The sequence below is a fragment of the Streptomyces sp. NPDC033178 genome (assembly GCF_055577685.1).
This window is the reverse complement of sequence record NZ_JBVIPT010000009.1, coordinates 87,936-109,709: the sequence shown is the minus strand read 5'-3', so window position 1 is coordinate 109,709 and position 21,774 is coordinate 87,936. Positions and strand designations below refer to the sequence as shown.

Genomic DNA, 21,774 nt, shown 5'->3' with positions numbered 1-21,774 from the left:
TCAGGGGCGCGGGGAACTGCGCGCTCAGCCCAAACGAACCGGCACCCGGTCCCCAACCTCAGCCCTCACTCACCCAGGGGCGCGGGGAACTGCGCGAGCACCCCCACCGGCCCGCACACGCGAACGCCCCTCACATCAGCCACCCCGACTCCGCAGCAATCCGAACCGCATCGACGCGATTGCGGGCGTTGAGCTTGGTGACGACCGAGGTCAGATAGTTCCGCACCGTGCCCACGGAGAGATGGAGCGCCTCGGCGATCTCCGTCGCGTCCGCGCCCTGCGACGCGAGACGGAGGATCTCCGTCTCGCGCCCCGTGAGGGGCGACTCGCCGTCCGCGAAGGCGGAGAGCGCGAGCTGCTGGTCGATGACCCGCTCACCGGCCGCCGCCTTGCGGACGACCTCGGCGAGGTAGGAGGCCGGTGAGTCCTTGAGGACGAACCCGGCCACCTGCTGGGCCAGCGCCCGCCGCAACGTCCCCGGCTTGCCGAGGCTGGTGATGATCACCGTGCGGCAACCGGGCAGCCGCTCGTGCAACTGCCCCGCCGCGGTGATCCCGTCCACGTGTGGAAGGTCGTAGTCGATGACAGCCACATCCGGCCGTACGGCAAGCGCCGCCGAGAGGATCGCGTCGCCCCGGTCCACCTCTGCCACGACCTCCAGGTCGGGTTCGAGATTGAGCAGTGCCACCAACGCACCGCGCACCATCGAGACGTCCTCGGCCAGCAGAATCCGTATCAACCCGCCCCCAGCTCTCCCGCGGGCGCGACTCCGCAACCCCCTTGCGAGGAAGTCTAGTTGGGTCATATAGCCGAGTTGTGGAGGACTTGTGCGCAGGGGTCCGTTGTAGGGGCGTACCGGGGTCAGGTTCGGCCACTCACGGGGCGCTCGGTGCGCGTGGGGATGTCCGGATACGTCGTACGCGCCTCCTCCTCAAGCCCCGCCCGCCGCTGCAGCCGCCGCAGGGGGGCCGGGGCCCACCAGGTGGCCCGCCCGGTGAGCCGGAGCACGGCGGGCACCAGCAGGGCGCGTACGACCATCGCGTCCATCAGCACGGCCAGCCCCACGCCCAGGCCCAGCATCTTGATGTTGGTCACACGCGAGGTGCCGATCGCCACCATCACCACGGCCAGGATCAGCGCCGCGGCCGTGATGAGCCCGCCGGTGTGCCGGATGCCGAGGACCACCGCGGCACGGTGGTCGCCGCCGGTCTCGTACTCCTCCTTGATACGTGAGACCAGGAAGACCCCGTAGTCCATGGACAGCCCGAACGCCACGCAGAACATCAGCACGGGCAGTGCCGTCTCGATGTCCCCGGTGGGCGTGAAGCCGAGCGCGCCGGACAGGTGCCCGTCCTGGAAGACCCAGACCACGGCTCCGAACATCGCGGTCAGACTGAGCCCGTTGACGAGGACCGTGAGCAGCGGCAGCAGCACACTTCCGGTCAGCAGGAAGACCAGGATCAGCGTCGTGACGGCGATGACCGCGAGCGCCCAGGGCAGCCGCTCGGCCGTCCCGTGCTGGGTGTCGGCGAGCACGGCGGCCGGTCCGGTCACCGAGGTCTCGAAGGAGGCCGGAACCGCGCGGATCTTCTTTACGAGACTCACACTCTGCGGTGAAGCGCTTTCCGCCGAGTGCAGTACGGAGACGTACCCGACGGCCGGGGGTGCCTCTTCCACCCGCTTCCCGTCCACGAACCGACCGGCGGGGCCCGCGACTTGGACGACGTACGGCAGCCGCGACACCTCACCGCTGTACTCCGCGAGCGCTTCGGCGGCCGGCTTCCCTTCGACCAGTACGGCCAGTGCGCTGCCGGGGCTGCCGGGGAACTCGCCCCTCAACTCCTCCTGTACGACCCGGGCTTCGGTGCTCGACGGCAGCTGGCGGTCGTCGGCAGTGCCGAACCGCACGTCCTTGAACGGCAGTCCGAGCGCGAGCAGTACGGCGACCGTGCCGACGGCGAACAGCGGGGCGCGTCGCATCACCAGCCGGGCCAGCCGCGCCCAGCCCGCTCCCGGACTCCCGCCGCGCCTGCCGACCGGCAGCCGCAGGGCGTTGACCCGGTGTCCGAGCAGTACGAGCGCCGCCGGCAGCGCGACGAGCGAGGCCGCGGCGGAGATGAGGACGACCGCGATACCGGCGTACGCGAGCGAGCGCAGGAAGTACTGCTCGAAGACCAGCATCGAGGCGAGGCAGACCGCGACGGTCAGCGCCGAGTACAGCACCGTGCGTCCGGCGGTACGCAGGGTCACGGCCACCGCGTCCCGTGGCTCGCGGCCGGCCGCGAGCTCCTCGCGGTGGCGTCGCACCAGGAACAGCGCGTAGTCGATGGCGAGTCCGAGACCGAGGGCCGTCGTCAGGTTCTGCGCGTACACCGACACGTCCGTGAACTCGGTGATCACGCGCAGTACGGCGTTCGTGCCGAGCACCGACACGATCCCCACCAGCAGGGGCAGGGCTGCCGCGACCGCGCTGCCGAACACCACGACGAGCAGCACCAACGTGACCGGCAGCGCGATGACTTCGGCCCGTACGAGGTCGTCGGCGATCACCTCCTGGGAGGCGTGCCGCACCGCCGCCGGGCCGCCGAGCCGGACATCGACCGCGCCCTGCGCGCCCCGGTAGCGCGGCTCCAGAGCCTCCAGTGCGTCGTCGACTGCGTCCTCGTCCCCCTTGATGCGCGCGGTGATCAGCGCCTCGCCGCCGTCCCGGGCGCGCAGCGCGGTGTCCTCGGTCTGCCAGTACGAGACCACGCCCAACACGGTCTTCTCGTCGGCGAGTCGGCGGGCCAGGTCGCGCGCCGCGGAGGCGACGGCCGGGTCGTCGACGTCCCGTGACCTGTCGCGCGGCGACACGAGCAGCAGGAGACTGGGCTGCGAGGCGGGCCAACGGCGCTCCAACTCCGCTGTCGCGTAGGAGGATTCGGCGCCCGGGATCTGCGAGCCGCCGCTGCTCATGCGCTCGGCGACCCCGCCGCCGACCACCACCGAGCCCGCCGTGAGCAGCAGTATCAGGAGGAGCAGCAGACGCGGCCGGGTGGTCACCACGCGGGCGACCCGCCCCCGCGGTCCGGCTGCGGACTGTGGTGACGAAGAGGTCGGCGAACTCGGCGAACTCGGCGATGTCTGCGGTGTCATCGGCCCTGCCCTCCTGGACGGTCGCTCTCGCGAAAGACGATCGTCCGGTGAGGGGCTAAAGGGTCGGCTGGGGGCGTGTCTCGCCGCGGCCGGTCCGGTGCAGGGGGCGTTTCACTCGTCGGGGGAGTTCAGATACGCGCGCCATCCTCCGTACGCCGTGATGTCACGCGCGCCTTCCAGCGCGCCCGGCTCGCACAGGAAGCCGGGTGCGTCGTCGCCGTCGGCCAGTTCGACGCGGCCCAGAGCCATCGGCCGGGGCACCGCGGCGAGCAGCCGGCCGAGCCCCTCGGCGGGCAGCCGCCACACCTCGGCCTCGATCGCGGCGCCTCCCTCGCCCACGTGGACGAGACCGGGCTTGGGCGGTTCGGTCGACAGGGCGTGCAGCCGGTAGACGGGAGCGGTCCTGGTCGTACGTTCCAACCGGGCACCCAGGGAGAGGAGTTGGCCGTTGAGCGGCTGGCCCGACAGGTGGGCGCCGACCACGGCGATCCGGGTCGTCGGCGCTTCCAGGGTCCGGGCGATCAGGGCGAGGCGTTCGTCGGTGAAGGCCGGGCCGATCAGCATCACGCCGAACGGGAGGCCCGCCACCTCGCCCGCCGGGACGGCCACGGCCGCCAGGTCGAAGAGGTTCGTGGAGTTGGTGAAGCGGCCGAGCCGGGCGTTGGAGCCGAGCGGGTCGGCGGCGACCTCGGCGAGCGTCGGGTGGCCGGGGGCCGTCGGGAGGAGCAGGGCGTCCGCGTCGCCGAGCTCCGCCAGTGCGCGGGTGCGCAGGACCGCCAGACGCTCCTGGTCGGCGAAGAGCTGGTGGGCCGGGATGTCACGGGCGCGGGTGATGATGCCGGCGACCGTCGGGTCGAGGCCCGTACCGCCCTCGGAGAGCAACTTGTCGACGAAGCTGCCCACCGCGGTGTAGCGCTCGGCCACGAAGGCACCCTCGTAGAGCATCGCGGCGGCCTCGGTGAAGGGGGCGAGGTCGAGGGGGCGCAACTCGGCTCCCGCTGCCCGGAGTTGCGCTGCGGCCTCCTCGTACGCCTCGGCCCAGCCCTCGTCCAGCTCGCCGAGCTGCTCGCGGGGCGGGACGGCGATGCGCCAGGGGCCCGGGGCCCGCGGGGAGAGCGGCGGGAGGGCGCGGGCGGGTGGGGACGCCATGTGGGCCAACGCCTGTTCCGCCTCCTGGAGGGTGCGGGCGAAGACCGTCACGCAGTCGAGGGTGGCGCAGGCCGGGACCACGCCGTCCGTGGGGACGAGGCCTCGGGTCGGCTTGAGGCCGACGATGCCGTTGAAGGCCGCGGGGACGCGGCCGCTGCCCGCGGTGTCCGTGCCGAGGGCGAGGTCCACGATGCCGAGGGCCACCGCTACCGCGCTTCCCGAGCTGGAGCCGCCGCTGATTCTCTCGGGGGCGACGGCGTTGCGGACGGGACCGTGGGGGGAGCGGGTGCCGACCAGGCCCGTGGCGAACTGGTCCAGGTTGGTGGTGCCCAGGGCGATCGCGCCTGCCGCGCGGAGGCGGGCGACCACTGGGGCGTCCGCCTCCGGGCGGTATGAGTAGGCCGGGCAGCCTGCCGTGGTGGGCAGGCCTGCCACGTCGATGTTGCCCTTCGCCGCGAAGAGCTTGCCCGCGAGGGGGAGGTGTTCGCCTGCGGCGAGGCGGGTGTCGATGGCTTGGGCCTCCTCTTCCACCTCTGCCTGGGGGCGCAGGTCGATCCAGACCTCGGGGCGGGCTGTGGCCTCGATGCGGGCGTAGGCCCTGCGGACGCGGGCCACTGCGGGGCCCGCTGCGTGGGGCTGGGGCTGGGGCGACATCTGGGCTCCTTGCTTGCGGTTTCGTCGTCGAGTGCGGGCCGGTGGTCGTCTGTGCCCACCCGTTCCGCCCTGCGGAACGCCTGCCCACAGACAGACAGACGGACAGACAGACAGACAGACGGGCGGGTCGGGCTCCTGCCCGCGGACGGGCGGGCGGGTCGGGCTCCTGCCCGTGGACGGGCGGGCGGGGCTGGGTTCTGCCCGTGGACGGGCGGGCGGGGCGCCTGTCCACGGACGTACGGCATGGTGCAGGGGCTCAGGACGGTGGTGGGCCCACCACCGCCAACGCCGTCCCCGCCTCCACCTGGTCGCCGGGCCTGGCGAGGAGTTCGAGGACCACGCCGTCCATGGGGGAGGGGACCCGGGACTCCATCTTCATGGCTTCCAGGGCCAGCAGGGGCTGGCCCTGGATGACCGCGTCGCCCTGCTCGACGTTCAGCTGCCATACCGAGGCGGCGAACTCGGCCTCCACCAGGCGGCCACCCGGCGGCACCGTCACCTCAACGGGGGCGGCCACCGGGGCCGACACCGCCTCCGCACGGGTGAACTCGCCCGCCGCCTCCCAGGCGTCGCGCTCCGCGGAGAAGGCCGTGCCCTGCCGGGTGCGGAACTCCTCGATCGCGTCGGCGTTCTCGGCGAGGAAGGCCTCGTACGAGGCGAGGGAGAACGTGCCCTCCTCGATCCTCGGGACGAAGCGGCCCGAGGTGATGTCGGAGCGCAGGTCCAGCAGTTCGTCCGCGTCCACCGGGTACCACTTGATGCGGTCGAAGAAGCGCAGCAGCCAGGGCGAGCCCGGCTCGAACGCACCCCGCTGCTGCCACCCCGACCACACCTGCGTCGTACGGCCGACGAACTGGTAGCCGCCGGGCCCCTCCATCCCGTAGACGCACAGGTACGCCCCGCCGATCCCCACCGAGTTCTCGGCCGTCCACGTGCGCGCCGGGTTGTACTTCGTGGTGACGAGACGGTGCCGGGGGTCGAGCGGCGTCGCCACCGGCGCCCCCAGATAGACGTCGCCGAGGCCCAGGACCAGGTACTCGGCGTCGAAGACCGTCCGGTACACGTCCTCGACCGAGTCGAGACCGTTGACGCGGCGGATGAACTCGATGTTCCACGGGCACCAGGGCGCGTCGTCGCGTACGCCCGCCATATAGCGGGCGATGGCCTCGCGGGTCGCCGGATCGTCCCAGGAGAGCGGGAGGTGCACGGTGCGCGACGGCACGACGAGCTGGTCTGCGGGCGGGAGTGAGGTGACGATCTCCCTTACCAGGGACAGGAGTTCGGGCTGCGGGAGCTCGTCCGGGTCCGTCTGGATCTGGAGCGAACGGATGCCGGGCGTGATGTCCGTGATCCCGGGCAGCCCGGCCGATGACACCGCCTCCATCAGCGCGTGCACCCGCATCCGCAGCGCCAGGTCGAGCTGCATGGGCCCGAACTCCACGAGCAGGTTGTCGTCACCGCTGCGCCGGTACGTCACGTCGGCGTCCCGGGCCAGTACGCCGCCGTCGGCGATCTCCGCACGGTCCGCGACCGGCGCGGCGGCCGGGGTACGCCGCAGCCGTGCGGCCTCGGGCACGGTCACCGGCACGAACCGCACCGTGTCCCCGGGCCGCAGCTGGCCCAGCTTCCACCGCTGCCCCTTCGCGACGGTCGCCGGGCAGACGAACCCGCCAAGCGAGGGCCCGTCCGGGCCGAGCAGCACCGGCATGTCACCCGTGTAGTCGACCGCGCCGACCGAGTAGGGCGTGTCATGGATGTTGGAGGGGTGCAGGCCCGCCTCGCCGCCGTCGGTACGCGCCCAGCGGGGCTTGGGCCCGATCAGCCGTACGCCCGTACGTGCCGAGTTGAAGTGCACCTTCCACTCGGCCGCGTAGAAGTCGCGGATGTCCTCCTCGGTGAAGAACTCCGGTGCGGCGTGCGGCCCTTCGAGCGCACCGACCCGCCACTCGGCCCCGAACACCGGCCGCTCGCCGACCGGAACGGGACCGCCAACAGAAACAGGACTGGAAACCGGCCCACCTGCCGAAGCCACCGCGGCACCACCGGTCACCCCAGCAACACCACCCACCACAACGCCCCCGTGCAGCACATCCCCCGTCCGCAACGCCCGCCCACCGTGCCCCCCGAAGCGGCCCAGCGTGAACGTCGAGGCGCTGCCCAGGAAGGCCGGCACGTCCAGGCCGCCGCCGGCGAGGAGTACGTACGTCCGCAGCCCGTGTTCCGAGGGTGTGCCCACCTCCAGCACACCGCCCGCGGGGACCGTCACCGGTTCCCACTGCGGGACCGCCGTCCCGTCGACCGTCACCGGCGCCGGAGCACCCGTGACGCACACGGTCGTCGGATGAGTGAACTTCAACGCCGGGCCCTGCAGGGTGCATTCGAGCCCGGGAGCGCCCTCGTCGTTGCCGAGTGCCCGGTTGCCGAGCCGGAACGACAGGTCGTCCATCGGCCCGCACGGCGGTACGCCCACCTGCCAGTGGCCGGTCCGCCCCGGCCAGTCCTGGACCGTCGTCAGCGTTCCGCCGGAGACGACCTCGATCCGCGGCGTCGGATCGCTCACCGCGGCGAGGGTGGCCGTGGAGTGCGCGGCCGCCCGGAAGTCCGGGTCCGACAGCGCGGCCCGGACCAGGCCGAGGTTCGTCTCGATGCCGTCCACCCGTGTCCTGGCCAGCGCCTCGTCCAGCCGCTCCAGCGCGTGTGCCCGGTCGGAGCCGTACGCGACGACCTTCGCGAGCATCGGGTCGTACGCCGTGGTGACCTCGGTTCCCGTCTCGATCCAGCCGTCCACGCGCACGCCCCGCGGGAACTCGACCCGCGTCAACAGGCCCGCGCTCGGCCGGTGTTCGCGCGAGGGGTCCTCGGCGTACACGCGCGCCTCGACGGCGTGACCGCGCGGCGCCCCCGGATCGCGTACGACATCGGCGTCGCCGCGGGCAAGGCGCAGCATCCACGCGACGAGGTCGACCCCGTAGATCTCCTCGGTGACCGGATGTTCCACCTGGAGCCGGGTGTTGACCTCCAGGAAGTACGCCTCCTCGCGGGCCGCGTCGTAGACGAACTCGACCGTGCCGGCGGAGCGGTAGTCGATGCTCGCGCACAAGTCTCTTGCGGAGGCGGCAAGTTGGGCCCGTACGCGGGAAGGCAGGCCGGGGGCCGGAGCCTCCTCCACGACCTTCTGGTTGCGGCGCTGGAGAGAGCAGTCGCGGTCGCCGAAGGTGACGACCCTGCCCTCGCCGTCGCCGAACACCTGCACCTCGACATGGCGGGCGTGTTCGACGAGCCGCTCCAGGAAGACACCGGCGGAGGAGAAGGAGGCCGCGGCGACGCGCTGCACACGCTCCCAGGCGTCACGGAGGTCCTCCGGCGAGCGGCACGCGGACATGCCGATGCCGCCTCCGCCGCCGGTCGCCTTGAGCATCACCGGGTAGCCGATGGCCTCGGCCCGGTGCAGGGCCTCGTCGACGTCCGCGAGCAGGCCCGTCCCCGGTGCCAGCGGCACCCCCGCTGCCTCGGCCGCCGCCCGTGCCGTGTGCTTCGCCCCGAACAGCTCCAGCTGCTCCGGCGTGGGTCCCACGAACACGATGCCCGCGTCCTGGCAGCGCCGCGCGAACGCCGCGTCCTCGGAGAGGAAGCCGTAGCCCGGATGGATCGCCCCGGCGCCGGTGTCCTTAGCCGCCCGCAGGACGAGGTCCGCGTCGAGATACGACTCCTTGGCGGGCGCGGGCCCCAGCCGTACGGCCTCGTCCGCAAGCCGCACATGGGGCGCCGAACGGTCCGGGTCGGAGTACACCGCGACCGTGCGCAGGCCCAGCTCCCGTGCCGTACGGATGATCCGGACCGCGATCTCGCCCCGGTTGGCAACGAGAAGCGTGTCGAAGTCGGTCCCTCCGTCGCTGCTCGTCCCTGTGCCGGCCGTTCCGCCGCCGTCACTCATTCGGGAGCCCCGATCGTCATCTCCACCGCGGTCGGCTCGAAGCCGTTGCAGGGGTTGTTGATCTGGGGGCAGTTGGAGACCAGTACGAGCACGTCGCGCTCGGCGCGCAGGGTCAGCGAGAGGCCCGGCGCCGAGATGCCGTCGACGATGCCGAGGGTGCCGTCCTTCTCGACCGGCACGTTCATGTACCAGTTGATGTTGGAGACCAGGTCGCGCTTGCCGAGGCCGTAACGGGCGCCCTCCGCGAGGAAGTTGTCCACGCAGGCGTGCTGGGACCAGGTGTGGTGCCCGTACCGCAGCGTGTTCGACTCCTTGGAGCAGGCGCCGCCGACCGTGTCGTGCCGGCCGACGTCGTCCGCGACGACCGTCATCAGCGGCGTGTGTTCGTTCGACATGAGCACACTGCCCGTGGTCAGGAAGATGTTCCCCTGCGCCTGGATCGTGTCGGGCGCGCTGTACCGCACGGCCGTGTCGCCGGCGTCGTACACGAGGAAGTCGACGGCCTGGTTGCCGTGCAGGTCCGTGATGGTGAGCGTGGCGCCCGCGCGGACGACGGCCGACCAGGCGGCCCGGGCCGCGACGGTGGTCCTCTGGACGGTCTGCTCGCTCATGCGATCCCCCTGGCGGCAAGGAACTCGGCGGTGTTGAGGAAGGCGCGGTGGCCCTCGGGCGTGGCCTCCCACAGCGGATCGCCGGACCGGGTGGCCTCGGCACGCCAGGCCAGTACCTCCAGCGGCGTGCTCGTGTAGTCCTCGCGCGGATCGGCCGGGTGGGGAACATTGGCCAGCAGCACCGTGACGTCCTGCTCGGTGCGCAGCGTCACGCTCACCCCGGGACCGGCCGAACCGGTGAAGTCCAGGGAGCCGTCCTCACGTACCTCCACGCCCTGGAAGAAGGACAGCGAAGGCGGAAGATCCCGCGGCGCCAGCCCGTTCTTGGCCGCCGCCAGCTTGAACAGCTCACGCCCGGCGGGCGATTCGGACTGCGGCGTCCCGTCCCCGTACCGCTCCGTGTTCCGTACGAGACCGGAGGTGCCGCACAGCGCGTCGTGCCGCCCGGAGGTGTCGGCGATCACCGTGGCGAGGACGCGGCCCTGGTCGGAGAGGAGCAACTGGCCCTCGCCGAGGTAGGCGTTCCACTGCACCTTCACCGTGTCGGCCACGTTCAGGCGCTCCCACGGCCGGTCGGCGGCGAAGAGGAGCAGATGGGCGCAGGCGTCACCCCTGAGGTCGGTCAGCCGCAGCTCAGTGCCGCGCGCCAGCACCTTGTGCGTGTAGTTGCCGCCCGCCACCGTCTCGGCCCACACGAGGTGGCCCGCCTCGCACGGCGGCGCGGGCCAGGCACTCGCCGGGACGACGGGCATGGCCTCGGCGCGGGTGCCCTCCTGGGCGCGGGCGTGCGCGCGGGCTCCGTAAGTGGTCGCTGTCGCCATCGCGGGACCTCCGGCTCGGCAGTGGTCGGTCATGGGTGCGGTCGAGCGGGTGCTCGTATTTCTGTCGCCCGACAGAAATTAGGAGTCGGGCGGGTCGCCGCCGTTGCCCGCGGGTTGCGGCCCCGTTACCGATCCCTCACCGAGATCGCCTGGTGGGGCGGTGTGCGAGGATCGAACGCATGGGTTCCAGTGGACGACGAGTGGGCAGGCCGCGCGCCGAGCAGCGGCCGGACAGCGGCCTCTCGCCGCGCGACGAACTGCTCGCCGCCGCCGCGGAGCTGTTCACGACGCGCGGGTACGCGGCCACGACCACCCGGGCCGTCGCCGAGCGGGCGGGCATGCGCCAGGCGTCGATGTACCACTACGTGTCCGGCAAGGAGGAGCTCCTCGCCGCGCTCCTGGAGTCCACCGTCACGCCCTCGCTCGCCTTCGCCCGGCAGCTCCTCGCCGAGGACGACACCGCCGCCGAGGACCGGCTCTGGGATCTGTGCCGCACGGACGTCGAGCTGCTCTGCGGCGGCTCGCACAACCTCGGCGGGCTCTATCTGCTGCCCGAGGTCCACTCGGAGCGCTTCGCCGGCTTCCATGCCGTGCGGGCCGAACTCAAGGACGCCTACCGGCAGTTGCTCGCCGCGACCGAGGCGGGCGGTGGGCTCGCCAAGAGTGAGCTCGACCTCCGGACCGATCTGCTCTTCGGACTCATCGAAGGTGTGATTCTCGTACACCGCTCCGATCCCGAGCGGCCGGTCTCTGCCTTCGCCGAAGCCACCGCGGACGCGGCCCTGCGCATCGCCGGAATCTGAGCCGGAGGCCGCCTCCAGGCGGTGTCTCACCCCTTCTGATGAGGGGTTTTCGTATGCCTGTACGCCGTCACTCGCTGTGTGCGAATGACGGCGCTGCGTGTAAATGGAGCAGAGCGTACTCCTGTCGCGAGGGCGATTTCAGGTGCTTGCTGAATATGACACAGCGATGATCCGGTCGGACTAAGCTCGCCCGCAGCGCACCGAGTTGAGGTGTATTCGTGCGCTTGTTCCCCAAAGTTCTGTAGATCCAGTTACCTCCCCCGACCTCCAGTCGATTTGTCTCAGAGGGCATACATGGTGAGTGTTCAATCGCCTCCCGGTGGCCGAGAAGTTCCCTACGCGCGCGCGTTGTTGCTGCCTGCCATAGCGATGGCCGCGGCGACCGGGGCCGCCGTCGCCTTGCTGACGGGCCCCGCCCGGACCGCTGTCGGCTGGTGCGGTGCCATCGCGACAGTGCTCGTGACCGCGACAGCCGCCCAGGTGGTCCGCCGCGGCCGTGCCGTCCGCGCGGCGCGAGCCGAACTCGCCCACCGGACCCAAGTCATGGAACGGCGCGTCTCCCTGCACGACGCCGAGATCGACCACCTCCGCGAGGAACTGCTGCCCGCGGCGCTGGACCTGATGCGCAAGGGATCGTCGCCCCAGGACACCGTCCGGGTGATCGTCGACGAAGACCCCGCCCAGCTGAACATCCCCAAGCCCCAGCGGGCGTTGCTGCTCGAACTGCTGCGGATCATCGACCACGAGGAACTGCAGCGAGAGGCCGCGCAGCGCTCCTTCGTCAGCATCGCCCGCCGTGTCCAGGCGATCGTCCACCAGCAGAACGTGGAACTCCGCGAGATGGAGGAGGACCACGGTCGCAACCCCGAGGTCTTCGACGACCTCCTGCGCATCGACCACGGCACCGCGCTGATCGGCCGTCTCGCCGACTCGATCGCCGTCCTCGGCGGCGGCCGCCCGGGCCGCCAGTGGCCCAAGCCCGTGCCGCTCTACAGCGTGCTGCGCGGCGCCATGTCCCGGATCCTGGAATACCGGCGCATCGAACTGCATTCCATCGCCAAGATCGCCGTCAACGGCATCCACGTCGAGCCGGTCATCCACGCGGCCGCCGAACTCCTCGACAACGCCACCCGCTACTCGCCACCGCACACCAAGGTGCACGTCACCGCCGTCGAGGTGCAGACCGGCGTCGCCATCGAGATCGAGGACGCCGGCGTCAGCCTCAGCGAGGAGGCCCGCGCACGGGCCGAGGCGATGCTCGCGCGCGCGGCGCTCGGCCCGGACCTCAACAACCTGGGCGAGGACCCCCGGCTCGGCCTCGCCGTCGTCGGCCGCCTCATGGACATGTACAAGATGCAGGTCTCCCTGCGGCAGTCCGCGTACGGCGGTGTGCGCGCCGTGCTCGTCGTGCCGCGCAAGCTGCTCACCGAGGAGCCCGCCAACGCCCTCGCCCACGGCATCGGCGCAGCCGCCGTGCCCAAGGTCGACTTCGGCGGTGTCAAGGGCCCCGAGCGTTCGGTGAAGAAGCGCCGGCCGACCACCGGACCCCGTGTCTCCGAACGGGACGGCATGGAGGACGACGTCCCCGAGGTCACCGAGTGGACGGCCAACGGCCTGCCGCAGCGCCGCAGCCGCATGAAGGTCCCGTACAGCCAGCGGGTGAAGGAGGCCCGTGCCGCCGCCGCGGAGGCCGAGGCCGCGCGCAAGGAGGGCCGCCCGGTCATCGACTGGACCCGGTCGTCCACCCAGGTGCCCAAGAAGAAGAAGGAAGAGAAGGAACCCGGGCTGTGGGTCGAGGCCTTCATGGCCGGCCTCAAGGGCGGAGACGGCGACCAGAAGCAGACACCCGGCGAGACGAACAGTCCGGCCCCCACCGAGGCCGACGACGAGGGGGACCTCAAGTGACCCAACTGCGAGCCAACTTCGACTGGATGCTCAAGGAGCTGTCCGACGGGGTGTACGGCACTCGGCAGGTCGTCGTGCTCTCCGCCGACGGACTGCGCATCGCCCGGTACGGCGGCGACCCCGACGCCGCCGACCGCATCGCCGCGGCCTGCGCCGGACTGCAGAGCCTCGCGGGCGCCGTCGCGACCGAGATCCCCGACACCGACGGCAAGATGCGCATGGTGATCATCGAGATGGAGGGCGGCTACTTCTACATGATGGCCGCCGGCCCCAACGCCTACCTCGCCGTGCTGGCCGAGGCGCATGTGGACGCCGGGCTCATGAGCGCCCGCATGCGCGACCTCGTCGTACGGATCGGTGCTCACCTCACGAGTCCGCCCCGGCGGAACGGGCAGACCGTATGACTCCTCCACAACGACGACGGCGCTTCCCCAAGGAGGCGCCGAAGGAGAAACCCGCACTCCCGGCCCAAGAGCCGGGAGGACCTGGTGGACAGGGCGGAGAGGGCGGCGACGGCGAGACCCGCGAACCGGAACGGCTGTACGTCGTCACCGGCCAGGCCGAGGGCGGCGACCGCGCCGAACTCGACCTGGTGACCTTAATCGTGGCGTGCGCCGACGCTCCGCCCACCGCCCAGCCGGAGCAGTCGGCGCTGCTCCGGCTCTGCCAGGCCCCCATGTCCGTGGCCGAGCTCTCGGCCTATCTCAACCTGCCGTTCAGCGTGGTGACCGTACTGCTGACCGAGCTGCTGACGGCTGAACTGGTACAGGCGCGCGCCCCGATCGTCCGCTCGGAGCTGCCCGACCGTTCCCTCCTCGAAGCGGTGATGCATGGACTTCAAAAGCTCTGACACCATCCCGGGACCTCGCGCCGAGGACCATCTCCCGCACACGGCCGCCGCCGCGGTGAAGATCGTGATCGTGGGCGGTTTCGGGGTCGGCAAGACGACGATGGTGGGCTCCGTCAGCGAGATCAGGCCGCTGACCACCGAGGAGACCATGACGCAGGCCGGCATCGGTGTCGACGACAACTACGGCTCGGAGACGAAGACGGCCACCACCGTGGCCATGGACTTCGGCCGTATCAGCATCACCGAGCAACTGGTGCTGTACCTGTTCGGCACCCCCGGCCAGGAGCGCTTCTGGTTCCTCTGGAACGGCCTGTTCGAGGGCGCCCTGGGCGCGGTCGTCCTCGTCGACACCCGCCGCCTGGAGGTCAGCTTCGACGTCATCGGACGCCTGGAGGAGCGCGGCGTACCGTTCGTCGTCGCCGTCAACGACTTCCCGGACGCGCCCCGTTACCCCATGGATGACCTGCGGGCGGCGCTCGACCTCTCCGAGGAGATCCCCATGATGAAGTGCGACGCGCGCCGCCGTGCCTCCAGCCGGGACGTCCTGATGACACTGATGCGCTTCCTGCACTCGATCACCATGGCCTCGGCGTAGGCGCTCCGCGTTGGCGCTCCGCTGGACGCGCGGTGATGACCTGCGGGTCGGTGGGGGCTGGTCGCGCGGTTCCCCGCGCCCCTGAAGGGGCGCGGCACCCCTGCCGATCCCAGCCGCGCCCGCATCGACCGAACATCCGATACATACCGGCCCAACTTCCCAGAAACCAGAACGACTTCAGTTTCGGAGCCACCACCGTGACGCCTGAACCCCACTCCCTGACCGACACGGACGACCCCATGTCCGGCCCGCCGCCCGGCTGCCCCGCCCACGGCGGAACGGGCCCCGGCGGACTGCGCCGCCTGTACGGACCCGAGGCGCAGGACCTGGCGGGCCTGTACGAGAAACTCCGCGCCGAGCACGGCGCCGTCGCACCCGTGCTGCTCCACAACGACGTGCGCTTCTGGATGGTGCTCGGCCACGGCGAGAACCTCCACATGGTCAGCAACCCGGCGATCTACACACGCGACAGCCGTGTCTGGACCGCCCTCCTGGACGGCACCGCGGGGGCCGACCACCCGCTCATGCCGCTCATCGCGTGGCAGCCCATCTGCTCCCACGCCGAGGGGGACGAGCACCTGCGACTGCGCGGGGCGGTCATGGGTGCCATGTCGACCATCAACCCCCGCGACCTGCGCCGTCACATCAACCACTGGACCGAGCAGCTGGTCAACAAGATCTGCGAGCGGGGCACCGCCGACCTGGTCTCCCAGTTCGCCGAGCATCTGCCGATGGCCGCCCTGTGCGAGATCCTCGGTATGCCCGAGGAGTACGACGACCGTCTGGTGCAGGCCGCCCGCGACCTGCTCAAGGGCACCGAGACCGCGATCGCCAGCAACGAGTACGTCATGAGCGTCCTGATGCGGCTCACGGTCCGTCGCCGTGCCGAGCCCGCCGAGGACTTCACCAGCTACCTCATCAACCACCCGGCCGGGCTCAACGACGACGAGGTCGGCCAGCACCTGCGTCTCGTCCTGCTCGCCGCGTACGAGGCCACGGCGAACCTCCTCGCCAACGTGCTGCGGGTGGTCCTCACCGACCCGGGCTTCCGCGCCCAGCTCAACGGCGGTCAGATGACGGTGCCCCAGGCGGTGGAGCAGTCCCTGTGGGACGAGCCGCCGTTCAGCGCCGTGCTCGGCTACTTCGCCAAGCAGGACACGGAGTTGGGCGGCCAGCGCATCCGCAAGGGTGACGGGCTGTTCCTCGGGATCGCGCCGGGCAACGTCGACCCGCAGGTCCGCCCGGACCTGAAGGCGAACATGCGCGGCAACCGCTCGCACCTCGCCTTCGGTGGCGGCCCCCACGAGTGCCCCGGCCAGGACATCGGCCGTGCCATCGCCGACACCGGCGTCGACGCGCTCCTCAAGCGGCTGCCGGACGTCCAGCTCGCCGTGGAGGAGGACGAGTTGAGGTGGACCGCGTCGATCTCCTCGCGGCACCTGGTGGAACTCCCGGTGGTGTTCGACCCGGCATCGCCGCAGGACATCATGCGGCGACCAGGGGTGAACACCGTGACACGTCCGCGTCCGGACTCGGACAATGCCGTGTCGGTGCCCAGGCCCACGCTCGAACCCCGGCCCTCGGCACCCGAGTCGGAGGCCACAGCCACCGAACCGGTGCGCCGGCCCGGTGCCTGGCAGCGTTTCCTGCGCTGGTGGCGCGGCTACTGAGACCGTTCGTCACCGGCCCATTCGTCGTACGCGGACCACGCCAGGAGCATCCGTCCGCTGCGGTGCGCATGCCGGTGCCCCGTGACCGGATCGGTGAACTCCAGTACCCGCGCCAGCAGTTGGAGCGGGCGCCGGAAGTCACCGGCCGGCACGGGGCCGGTCACCACCGGGTACAGCGGGTCGCCGAGGATCGGCAGGCCCAACGCGTTCATGTGCACCCGCAGTTGGTGCGTCTGCCCGGTGCTGGGCAGCAGTCGGTATCTCGCCAGCCGGCCCCGGTGCTCGGCCAACTCGACGCGGCTCACCGCGTTCGGCTCGCCCGGCACCTCCCGGGCGGCCATCACACCCCGCTCCTTCTCGATCCGGCTGCGGACCGTGCGCGGCAGCTCCAGCGCCTCCCGGTACGGGGCCACCGCCTCGTACTCCTTGCGTACGGCCCGGTCGCGGAACAGCGACTGGTAGGCGCCGCGTTCCTCGGGCCGCACCGTGAACAGCACGAGCCCGGCGGTCAGCCGGTCGAGCCGGTGCGCGGCTCCGAGCGCCGGGATCCCCAGCTCGCGCCGCAGCCGCGCGAGTGCCGTCTCGGTGACATGGCTGCCGCGCGGGGTGGTGGCGAGGAAATGCGGTTTGTCGGCCACCACGATGTGCTCGTCCCGGTACACGACCTCCAGCGGGAACGGCACCGGCACCTCGTCGGGCAGCTCCCGGTGGAACCACACGAACATCCCCGGCACGTACGCCGCGTCGGGCGCGACGGGCCGCCCGTCGGCCCCGACGATCAGCCCCGCGTCGAGCATTCCGTCGATCACCCCGGCCCCCACCGCGAGCCGCTCCACCAGATGCTCCCGCACGGTCTCCCAGGTCCCGTCGAACGGCAGCCGCACCCGCACCGGATCCACCCCGTCACGCTGCGGCAGGGGAGAGGGCGGAACCGGCGATCTACGTCTCACCTGGTCAAGCGTACGCAGCGTCCGCCGACCGGGCCTTGTAGGCACGGTATGCGCCGCCCAGGACGAGGGTGACCCCGAGGAACAGCACGGTGAACCACTGGAAGTACCAGTGCCCGCCCGCCGGGTCGTACACCTGCGCGCGGGGCCAGGCCAGGTTGACCGTCATGAACAGGCCGTAGAGGAGGGCGAGCGCGTTGACGGGGACGCCCCAGCGGCCGAGGGAGAAGAGCGGGCGGCCCGTCTCGTCGGTGCCCTCGACCGTGAAGTCGCCGCGCACGCGCCGCCACAGCAGGGGGCCGGTGACCATCGCGTACGCGAGGTACAGCATCACGATGCAGGTGGTGCCGATGGCCAGGAAGGCTTCGGGCGAGGCGAAGTTGAGGAGCAGCAGGGCCGCGGCGAGGACACCGACGACCAGAGCGGGGGCGCTCGGCATACCGGTGCGCGGGTTGACCTTCGCGAGGCGTCCGGAGAAGGGCATCTGGCCGTCGCGGGCCATGGAGAACAGCATCCGGCAGGCCGACGTCTGGATCGCGAGGGTCGCGACCGCGATCGCGACGACCACGTCCACGAGCAGGGCCCGGCCCACGCCGTCACCCAGGCTGCTGGTGAGGACGTAACTCAGGCCCTCGACGCCGAGCCGGCCGTCGGTGAGGCTCGGCGCGGCGAGCAGACCGCCGAGGATGATCAGGCCGCCGAGCAGGCCCGCGGCACCGAGCGCGGTGAGGATCGTGCGGGGCGCGGTGCGCCGGGGGTGGTGTGTCTCCTCGCTCATCTCGCCCGCGCTGTCGAAGCCGATCATCACGTACGCCGCCGTGAACGACCCCACAAGGAGCGCCCCCACCAGGCCCGACTCGGCGGCCGTGCCGGTGTGGAAGGTGATGCCCGGGGTGCGCTCGGAGTGGGTGAACAGGAGCACGATGATCAGGGCGGCGCCGATGATCTCGGCGGTCACCCCGATGCGGTTGATCAGGGACATCACCCGGTTGTCGATGACGTTCACGAACGTCGTCAGGACCAGCAGGAGCACGCCGAGGATCGCCGCGTTGGCCGCGCCGCTCGCCGACGTGGGCGCCGGGTCGTCGCCGATCAGCTGGAAGCCGGACCAGATCGCGGGCATGACCACCTGCAGCGCGAGCGCCGCGGCGGCGACCACCACGATCTGACCGATCACCATGATCCAGCCGGCGAACCAGCCGAAGGTGAGGTTGGAGAGCCGGGACGACCACTGGTAGATGGCGCCGGAGATCGGATAGCGCGCGGCCAGTTCGGCGAAGCACGCGGCGACCAGCAACTGGCCGACCAGCACGGCGGGCCAGGCCCAGAAGAAGACGGGGCCGCCGAACGCGTACCCGAAGGCGAAGAACTGGAAGACGGTCGTCAGGACGGAGATGAAGGAGAAACCGGCGGCGAACGAGGCGTACCTGCCCAGGCTGCGGTGCAGCTCCTGGCGGTAGCCGAACTCCGCGAGGGAGCGGTCGCCGGACGACTCCGGCGGATCGGGGCGTACGTCGGAGGGGGCGGTAGTGGTCACGGCGGCGGCACCTGCCTTCGGCGCAGGGGAGCGGGATCCTGACGGCGACTTGCGGAACTCCGCGGCGGAATTCCTGTCGGGTGACAGAAATTAGGGAGAGCCTGTTTCGCCCGCGTGACGCGGCCATGTCGAGGCCGGGCCTAAGTCCTCACGCCCTTGCGCCGGATCCTGAGTCGCGATACATCGCGTGTATTGCGTTCGCCGTCGAGACGCGATGTGTTCGGCCGACGAGGTGGCGCGTCTGCTGGCCGAGCGGCTCAAGGTGCTGGACGTGCAGGCGGCCGGCGCCCGCGGCGGCCTGACGAAGCTGTACGAGACGCTGCCGCGGATCTTCCTCGTCGAGAGCGAGTACCAACTGCACATGGTCGAGGCGCAGGCCGAGTGGGTCCGCGGATTTCTGCGCGAGCTCCGGTCCGGCGCGCTCGACGGGATCAAGGAGTGGCGGAGCTTCCACGAGACCGGGGAAGTGCCGCCGGAGTTCGAGGAGTTGGAGGCCCGCCACTTCGACAAGGAGTGAATCACTTCGACAAGGAGTGAATCAGGAACAAGAAGACAGGAACAAGAAGACAGGAACAAGAAGAACAGACCCCGGCAGAGCTGTTGCACCAGCTCCGCCAGGGTCTCGAACCCCGAGCCGACTCCGCGGTGAGGCAAGCCAGGCGATCGAGGTGCGGCACACCCGGGATAGCCCGGCGCTCTTCACGCGGATCAGCCGTCATCCGCTCACCCAGGAGAGCAGTCGTCATGAGCACCCGTGCGCCACTGCTGCCCCGCTTCCACCTCACGGACGCGGCCGGCTGCCGGGTGAAGGGCTACTCGGGAGGCATGCAGCGCCGCCTCGACGTCGCACCTTCCTGCTGCTGCCGCTGACCTTCCTCTCCTCGGCCTTCATGGCCCCGGCCCGGATGCCCGGCTGGATGCGCGACATCGCCGACTACAACCCACTCAACTGGGCGATGGTGGCGGGCCGTTCGGTGATGTCGGACAACCCCGACTGGTCCGTCGTGCTGACCAGGAGCGGCGCATTCCTGGCCCTGGCGATCAGCGGTCTGGCTGTCGATCCGCACGTTCAGGTCGTACCAACGCTCGGTACAGCCCCTTAAGGAGCGGTCCGCTCTGTAGCCCGCCCCTTCAGGGGTGCGGGGCTCTGACATTTGCGGCTCCGCCGCGGGGCGCGACCAGCCACAACGAACCCGCAGACGACAACGAACCCGGGGCAGAGCCTAGGCAACCGGCGGAGCCTCCTGCTCCGCCTCGACCTGCGCGTTCCAGTCCCGCTTCGCGGCCTGCCACCCGTCCTCGTTGTGCCCCAGCCGCCAGTACCCGGAGATGGACAGATCCTCACGGGCGACCTCGTGCTCGACGCGGAGCAGCCGACGAAGCTCCTTCACGAACGCGGCCTCACCGTGCACGAACGCGTGCACCCGACCCTCGGGGAAGGAAAGGCCCCGCACGGCCTCGACCAGCGCCTCACCGAGCGGCCGGTCGCCGCGGTGCAGCCAGACGACCTCCACGTCGGAGTCGATCTTCTGCTCCTCCTCCGGCCCCGAGACCTCCACGAAGGCGTGCACCCGCGCGCCGTCGGGCATCGCCTCCAGCGAGGCGGCGATCGCGGGCAGCGCGCTCTCGTCACCGGCCAGCAGATGCCAGTCCGCGTCGGCGTCGGGGGCGTACGCTCCGCCGGGGCCGAGGAACCGGACGATCTCGCCGGCCTGGACGCGTGTCGCCCAGGGCCCGGCGAGGCCCTCGTCGCCGTGGATCACGAAGTCGAGTGTCAGCTCGCGCAGTTCGGGGTCCCATGCGCGCACCGTGTACGTACGCGTCACGGGCCACTGGTCGCGCGGGAACTCCTCGCGGATCCGGGTCATGTCGAAGGGCTCCGGATAGGTCACGCCCTCGGCCCCGAACAGCAGCTTGACGTAGTGGTCGGTGCTCGTGCCCGCGGAGAATTCGGCGAGGCCGTCGCCGCCGAGGACCACACGCTGCATATGCGGCGTGAGTCGCTCCGTGCGGATCACGCTCGCGGCGTGGGGCTTGGGAGCCCTCCGTGCCGGACGCTCTGCCATGACAGCCTCCCGAAGTTCGCTTAGGCTTACCTAAGTTAGCACCTCACCGCCCACTGGCGCCCCCTTCTTGAGAACCCGATTACCGTTCTGTGGGAATCGAATTGCTGCTTCACCTGCGGAGTGTCGTCAGCAGTCGCGCCAGCGAGCCACCCAGGCCCCAGCGTGTCGCGAGCTCCTCCAGAGCTGCCGGATCGCGCGGCGTGTGGGGCAGCGCGGTGGTCACGTCCGGCAAGGGTACGTCTCCGGCCACCCGGACGACCTTGGGCGCGACGGCGACATACGGCCGGGACTCGTCCAGACGCTTGCGCTGGGACGGTGTGAGCTTGGCCCTGGGGTCGTCGACCGCCGCCATGATCCCGGCCAGGTCGCCGAACTCGGCCAGCAGCTTGGAAGCGGTCTTCTCGCCGATGCCCGGCACCCCCGGCAGACCGTCGCTCGGGTCGCCGCGCAGCAGTGCCAGAGTCGCGTACCCCGCGCCGTCGACGCCGTACTTCTCGCGCAGCCAGGCCTCGTCCGTGACCTGGAGCATGCCGACGCCCTTGAGCGGGTACAGCACGCGCACCTCCCGCTTGTCGTCGACCAGTTGGTACAGGTCGCGGTCGCCGGTGACGATGTCGACCGGGCCCGTGGCGCGGCCGGCGAACGTCCCGATCACGTCGTCCGCCTCGTACCCCTCGACGCCCACGCGTGCGATGCCCAGTGCGTCCAGGACCGCCTCGATGACCGGCACCTGCGGCGAGAGGGTGTCGGGCACCTCCTCCTCGTCCGGGCCGGTCTCGGTCTCCTGGGCGACGCGATGCGCCTTGTAGGAGGGGATCAGGTCGACCCGCCACTGGGGCCGCCAGTCCGCGTCCATGCACGCGACCAGATCGTCCGGGCGGTGGTCCTTCACCAGCCGGTCGATGAACTCGAGCAGACCCCGCACGGCGTTCACCGGTGTGCCGTCCGGGGCCCGCACGGAATCCGGGACCCCGAAATAGGCCCGGAAGTACAGGGAGGCGGTGTCGAGGAGCATGGTTCGCCGGGGCTGCTGCGTCTGCTGCGTCACGCCTCGCATCATGCCGTACGCCGCTGACAGTCACCGGCAGTCACCAGTC

At 71.1% G+C, this 21,774-nt stretch carries 18 protein-coding genes and 1 pseudogene; 9 read left to right on the top strand and 10 right to left on the bottom strand.

Going from position 1 to position 21,774, the window contains the following annotated elements; translation table 11 throughout:
* Positions 1–130 precede the first annotated feature (130 nt).
* The 6 genes from ACZ5VQ_RS23060 to ACZ5VQ_RS23035 all read right to left on the bottom strand — a co-directional run bounded on the left by ACZ5VQ_RS23060 (position 131) and on the right by ACZ5VQ_RS23035 (position 10,304).
* Complete coding sequence (locus tag ACZ5VQ_RS23060) at positions 131–739, bottom strand: response regulator transcription factor (RefSeq protein ID WP_362077813.1); 609 nt, start codon at positions 737–739, stop codon at positions 131–133.
* Positions 740–861: 122 nt separating this feature from the next.
* Entirely contained in the window at positions 862–3,135 is a 2,274-nt protein-coding gene (locus ACZ5VQ_RS23055) for an MMPL family transporter (RefSeq protein ID WP_469106504.1), read from the bottom strand.
* 111 nt (positions 3,136–3,246) lie between these two features.
* Entirely contained in the window at positions 3,247–4,938 is a 1,692-nt protein-coding gene (gene atzF, locus ACZ5VQ_RS23050) for an allophanate hydrolase (protein ID WP_469106503.1), read from the bottom strand.
* Between the two features lie 256 nt (positions 4,939–5,194).
* Complete coding sequence (gene uca, locus ACZ5VQ_RS23045; RefSeq protein ID WP_469106502.1) at positions 5,195–8,872, bottom strand: urea carboxylase; 3,678 nt, start codon at positions 8,870–8,872, stop codon at positions 5,195–5,197.
* Complete coding sequence (locus ACZ5VQ_RS23040; protein WP_143635614.1) at positions 8,869–9,483, bottom strand: urea amidolyase associated protein UAAP2; 615 nt, start codon at positions 9,481–9,483, stop codon at positions 8,869–8,871. The genes uca and ACZ5VQ_RS23040 overlap by 4 nt, the downstream gene beginning before the upstream one ends.
* Positions 9,480–10,304 carry an urea amidolyase associated protein UAAP1 gene (locus ACZ5VQ_RS23035; protein ID WP_469106501.1) on the bottom strand — a complete coding sequence of 275 codons (825 nt, stop codon included), beginning with the start codon at positions 10,302–10,304 and terminating at the stop codon, positions 9,480–9,482. The genes ACZ5VQ_RS23040 and ACZ5VQ_RS23035 overlap by 4 nt, the downstream gene beginning before the upstream one ends.
* Before the next feature lie 179 nt (positions 10,305–10,483).
* Here ACZ5VQ_RS23035 and ACZ5VQ_RS23030 point away from each other — a divergent pair, with 179 nt between their 5' ends.
* The 6 genes from ACZ5VQ_RS23030 to ACZ5VQ_RS23005 all read left to right on the top strand — a co-directional run bounded on the left by ACZ5VQ_RS23030 (position 10,484) and on the right by ACZ5VQ_RS23005 (position 16,127).
* Positions 10,484–11,107: a TetR/AcrR family transcriptional regulator gene (locus tag ACZ5VQ_RS23030; RefSeq protein WP_469106500.1), complete on the top strand. Its 624-nt coding sequence runs from the start codon at positions 10,484–10,486 to the stop codon at positions 11,105–11,107.
* Between the two features lie 294 nt (positions 11,108–11,401).
* Positions 11,402–13,012 carry a sensor histidine kinase gene (locus ACZ5VQ_RS23025; protein WP_469106499.1) on the top strand — a complete coding sequence of 537 codons (1,611 nt, stop codon included), beginning with the start codon at positions 11,402–11,404 and terminating at the stop codon, positions 13,010–13,012.
* Entirely contained in the window at positions 13,009–13,416 is a 408-nt protein-coding gene (locus tag ACZ5VQ_RS23020) for a roadblock/LC7 domain-containing protein (RefSeq protein ID WP_143635607.1), read from the top strand. Before ACZ5VQ_RS23025 ends, ACZ5VQ_RS23020 begins: the two co-directional genes overlap by 4 nt.
* A complete protein-coding gene (locus tag ACZ5VQ_RS23015; protein ID WP_200399379.1) occupies positions 13,413–13,862 on the top strand; it encodes a DUF742 domain-containing protein in 450 nt (149 codons plus the stop codon). The genes ACZ5VQ_RS23020 and ACZ5VQ_RS23015 overlap by 4 nt, the downstream gene beginning before the upstream one ends.
* Complete coding sequence (locus ACZ5VQ_RS23010; protein ID WP_469106498.1) at positions 13,843–14,457, top strand: GTP-binding protein; 615 nt, start codon at positions 13,843–13,845, stop codon at positions 14,455–14,457. Before ACZ5VQ_RS23015 ends, ACZ5VQ_RS23010 begins: the two co-directional genes overlap by 20 nt.
* Before the next feature lie 197 nt (positions 14,458–14,654).
* Positions 14,655–16,127 (top strand): cytochrome P450, encoded by a 1,473-nt coding sequence (locus tag ACZ5VQ_RS23005; RefSeq protein WP_469106497.1) that lies wholly within the window; start codon positions 14,655–14,657, stop codon positions 16,125–16,127.
* On the opposite strand, the gene ACZ5VQ_RS23000 is transcribed toward ACZ5VQ_RS23005, so the two are convergent.
* Together ACZ5VQ_RS23000 and ACZ5VQ_RS22995 are read right to left on the bottom strand one after the other, a co-directional pair.
* The gene (locus tag ACZ5VQ_RS23000; protein ID WP_469106496.1) at positions 16,121–17,077 is read right to left on the bottom strand and encodes an RluA family pseudouridine synthase; all 957 of its coding nucleotides are present in this window, start codon (positions 17,075–17,077) and stop codon (positions 16,121–16,123) included. The two genes, ACZ5VQ_RS23005 and ACZ5VQ_RS23000, sit on opposite strands and share 7 nt — an antisense overlap.
* Before the next feature lie 4 nt (positions 17,078–17,081).
* Positions 17,082–18,611, bottom strand: a complete 1,530-nt coding sequence (locus tag ACZ5VQ_RS22995) for an amino acid permease (RefSeq protein ID WP_469106495.1) — start codon at positions 18,609–18,611, stop codon at positions 17,082–17,084.
* A 214-nt stretch (positions 18,612–18,825) separates the two neighbouring features.
* On the opposite strand from ACZ5VQ_RS22995, the gene ACZ5VQ_RS22990 reads away from it, so the two are divergent.
* From ACZ5VQ_RS22990 to ACZ5VQ_RS22980, 3 genes and pseudogenes are all read left to right on the top strand, one after another.
* Positions 18,826–19,128 (top strand): hypothetical protein, encoded by a 303-nt coding sequence (locus ACZ5VQ_RS22990; RefSeq protein WP_469106494.1) that lies wholly within the window; start codon positions 18,826–18,828, stop codon positions 19,126–19,128.
* Between the two features lie 227 nt (positions 19,129–19,355).
* On the top strand, positions 19,356–19,481 hold the full coding sequence (locus tag ACZ5VQ_RS22985) for a hypothetical protein (protein ID WP_469106690.1): 126 nt from the start codon (positions 19,356–19,358) through the stop codon (positions 19,479–19,481).
* Positions 19,460–19,733 (top strand): annotated as a pseudogene (locus ACZ5VQ_RS22980) (ABC transporter permease); the annotation flags it as partial. The gene ACZ5VQ_RS22985 and the pseudogene ACZ5VQ_RS22980, both read left to right, overlap by 22 nt.
* Positions 19,734–19,834: 101 nt before the next feature.
* Here ACZ5VQ_RS22980 and ACZ5VQ_RS22975 read toward each other — a convergent pair.
* Complete coding sequence (locus ACZ5VQ_RS22975; RefSeq protein ID WP_469106493.1) at positions 19,835–20,677, bottom strand: siderophore-interacting protein; 843 nt, start codon at positions 20,675–20,677, stop codon at positions 19,835–19,837.
* Positions 20,678–20,786: 109 nt separating this feature from the next.
* Positions 20,787–21,734 (bottom strand): 5'-3' exonuclease, encoded by a 948-nt coding sequence (locus ACZ5VQ_RS22970; protein ID WP_469106679.1) that lies wholly within the window; start codon positions 21,732–21,734, stop codon positions 20,787–20,789.
* Positions 21,735–21,774 lie beyond the last annotated feature (40 nt).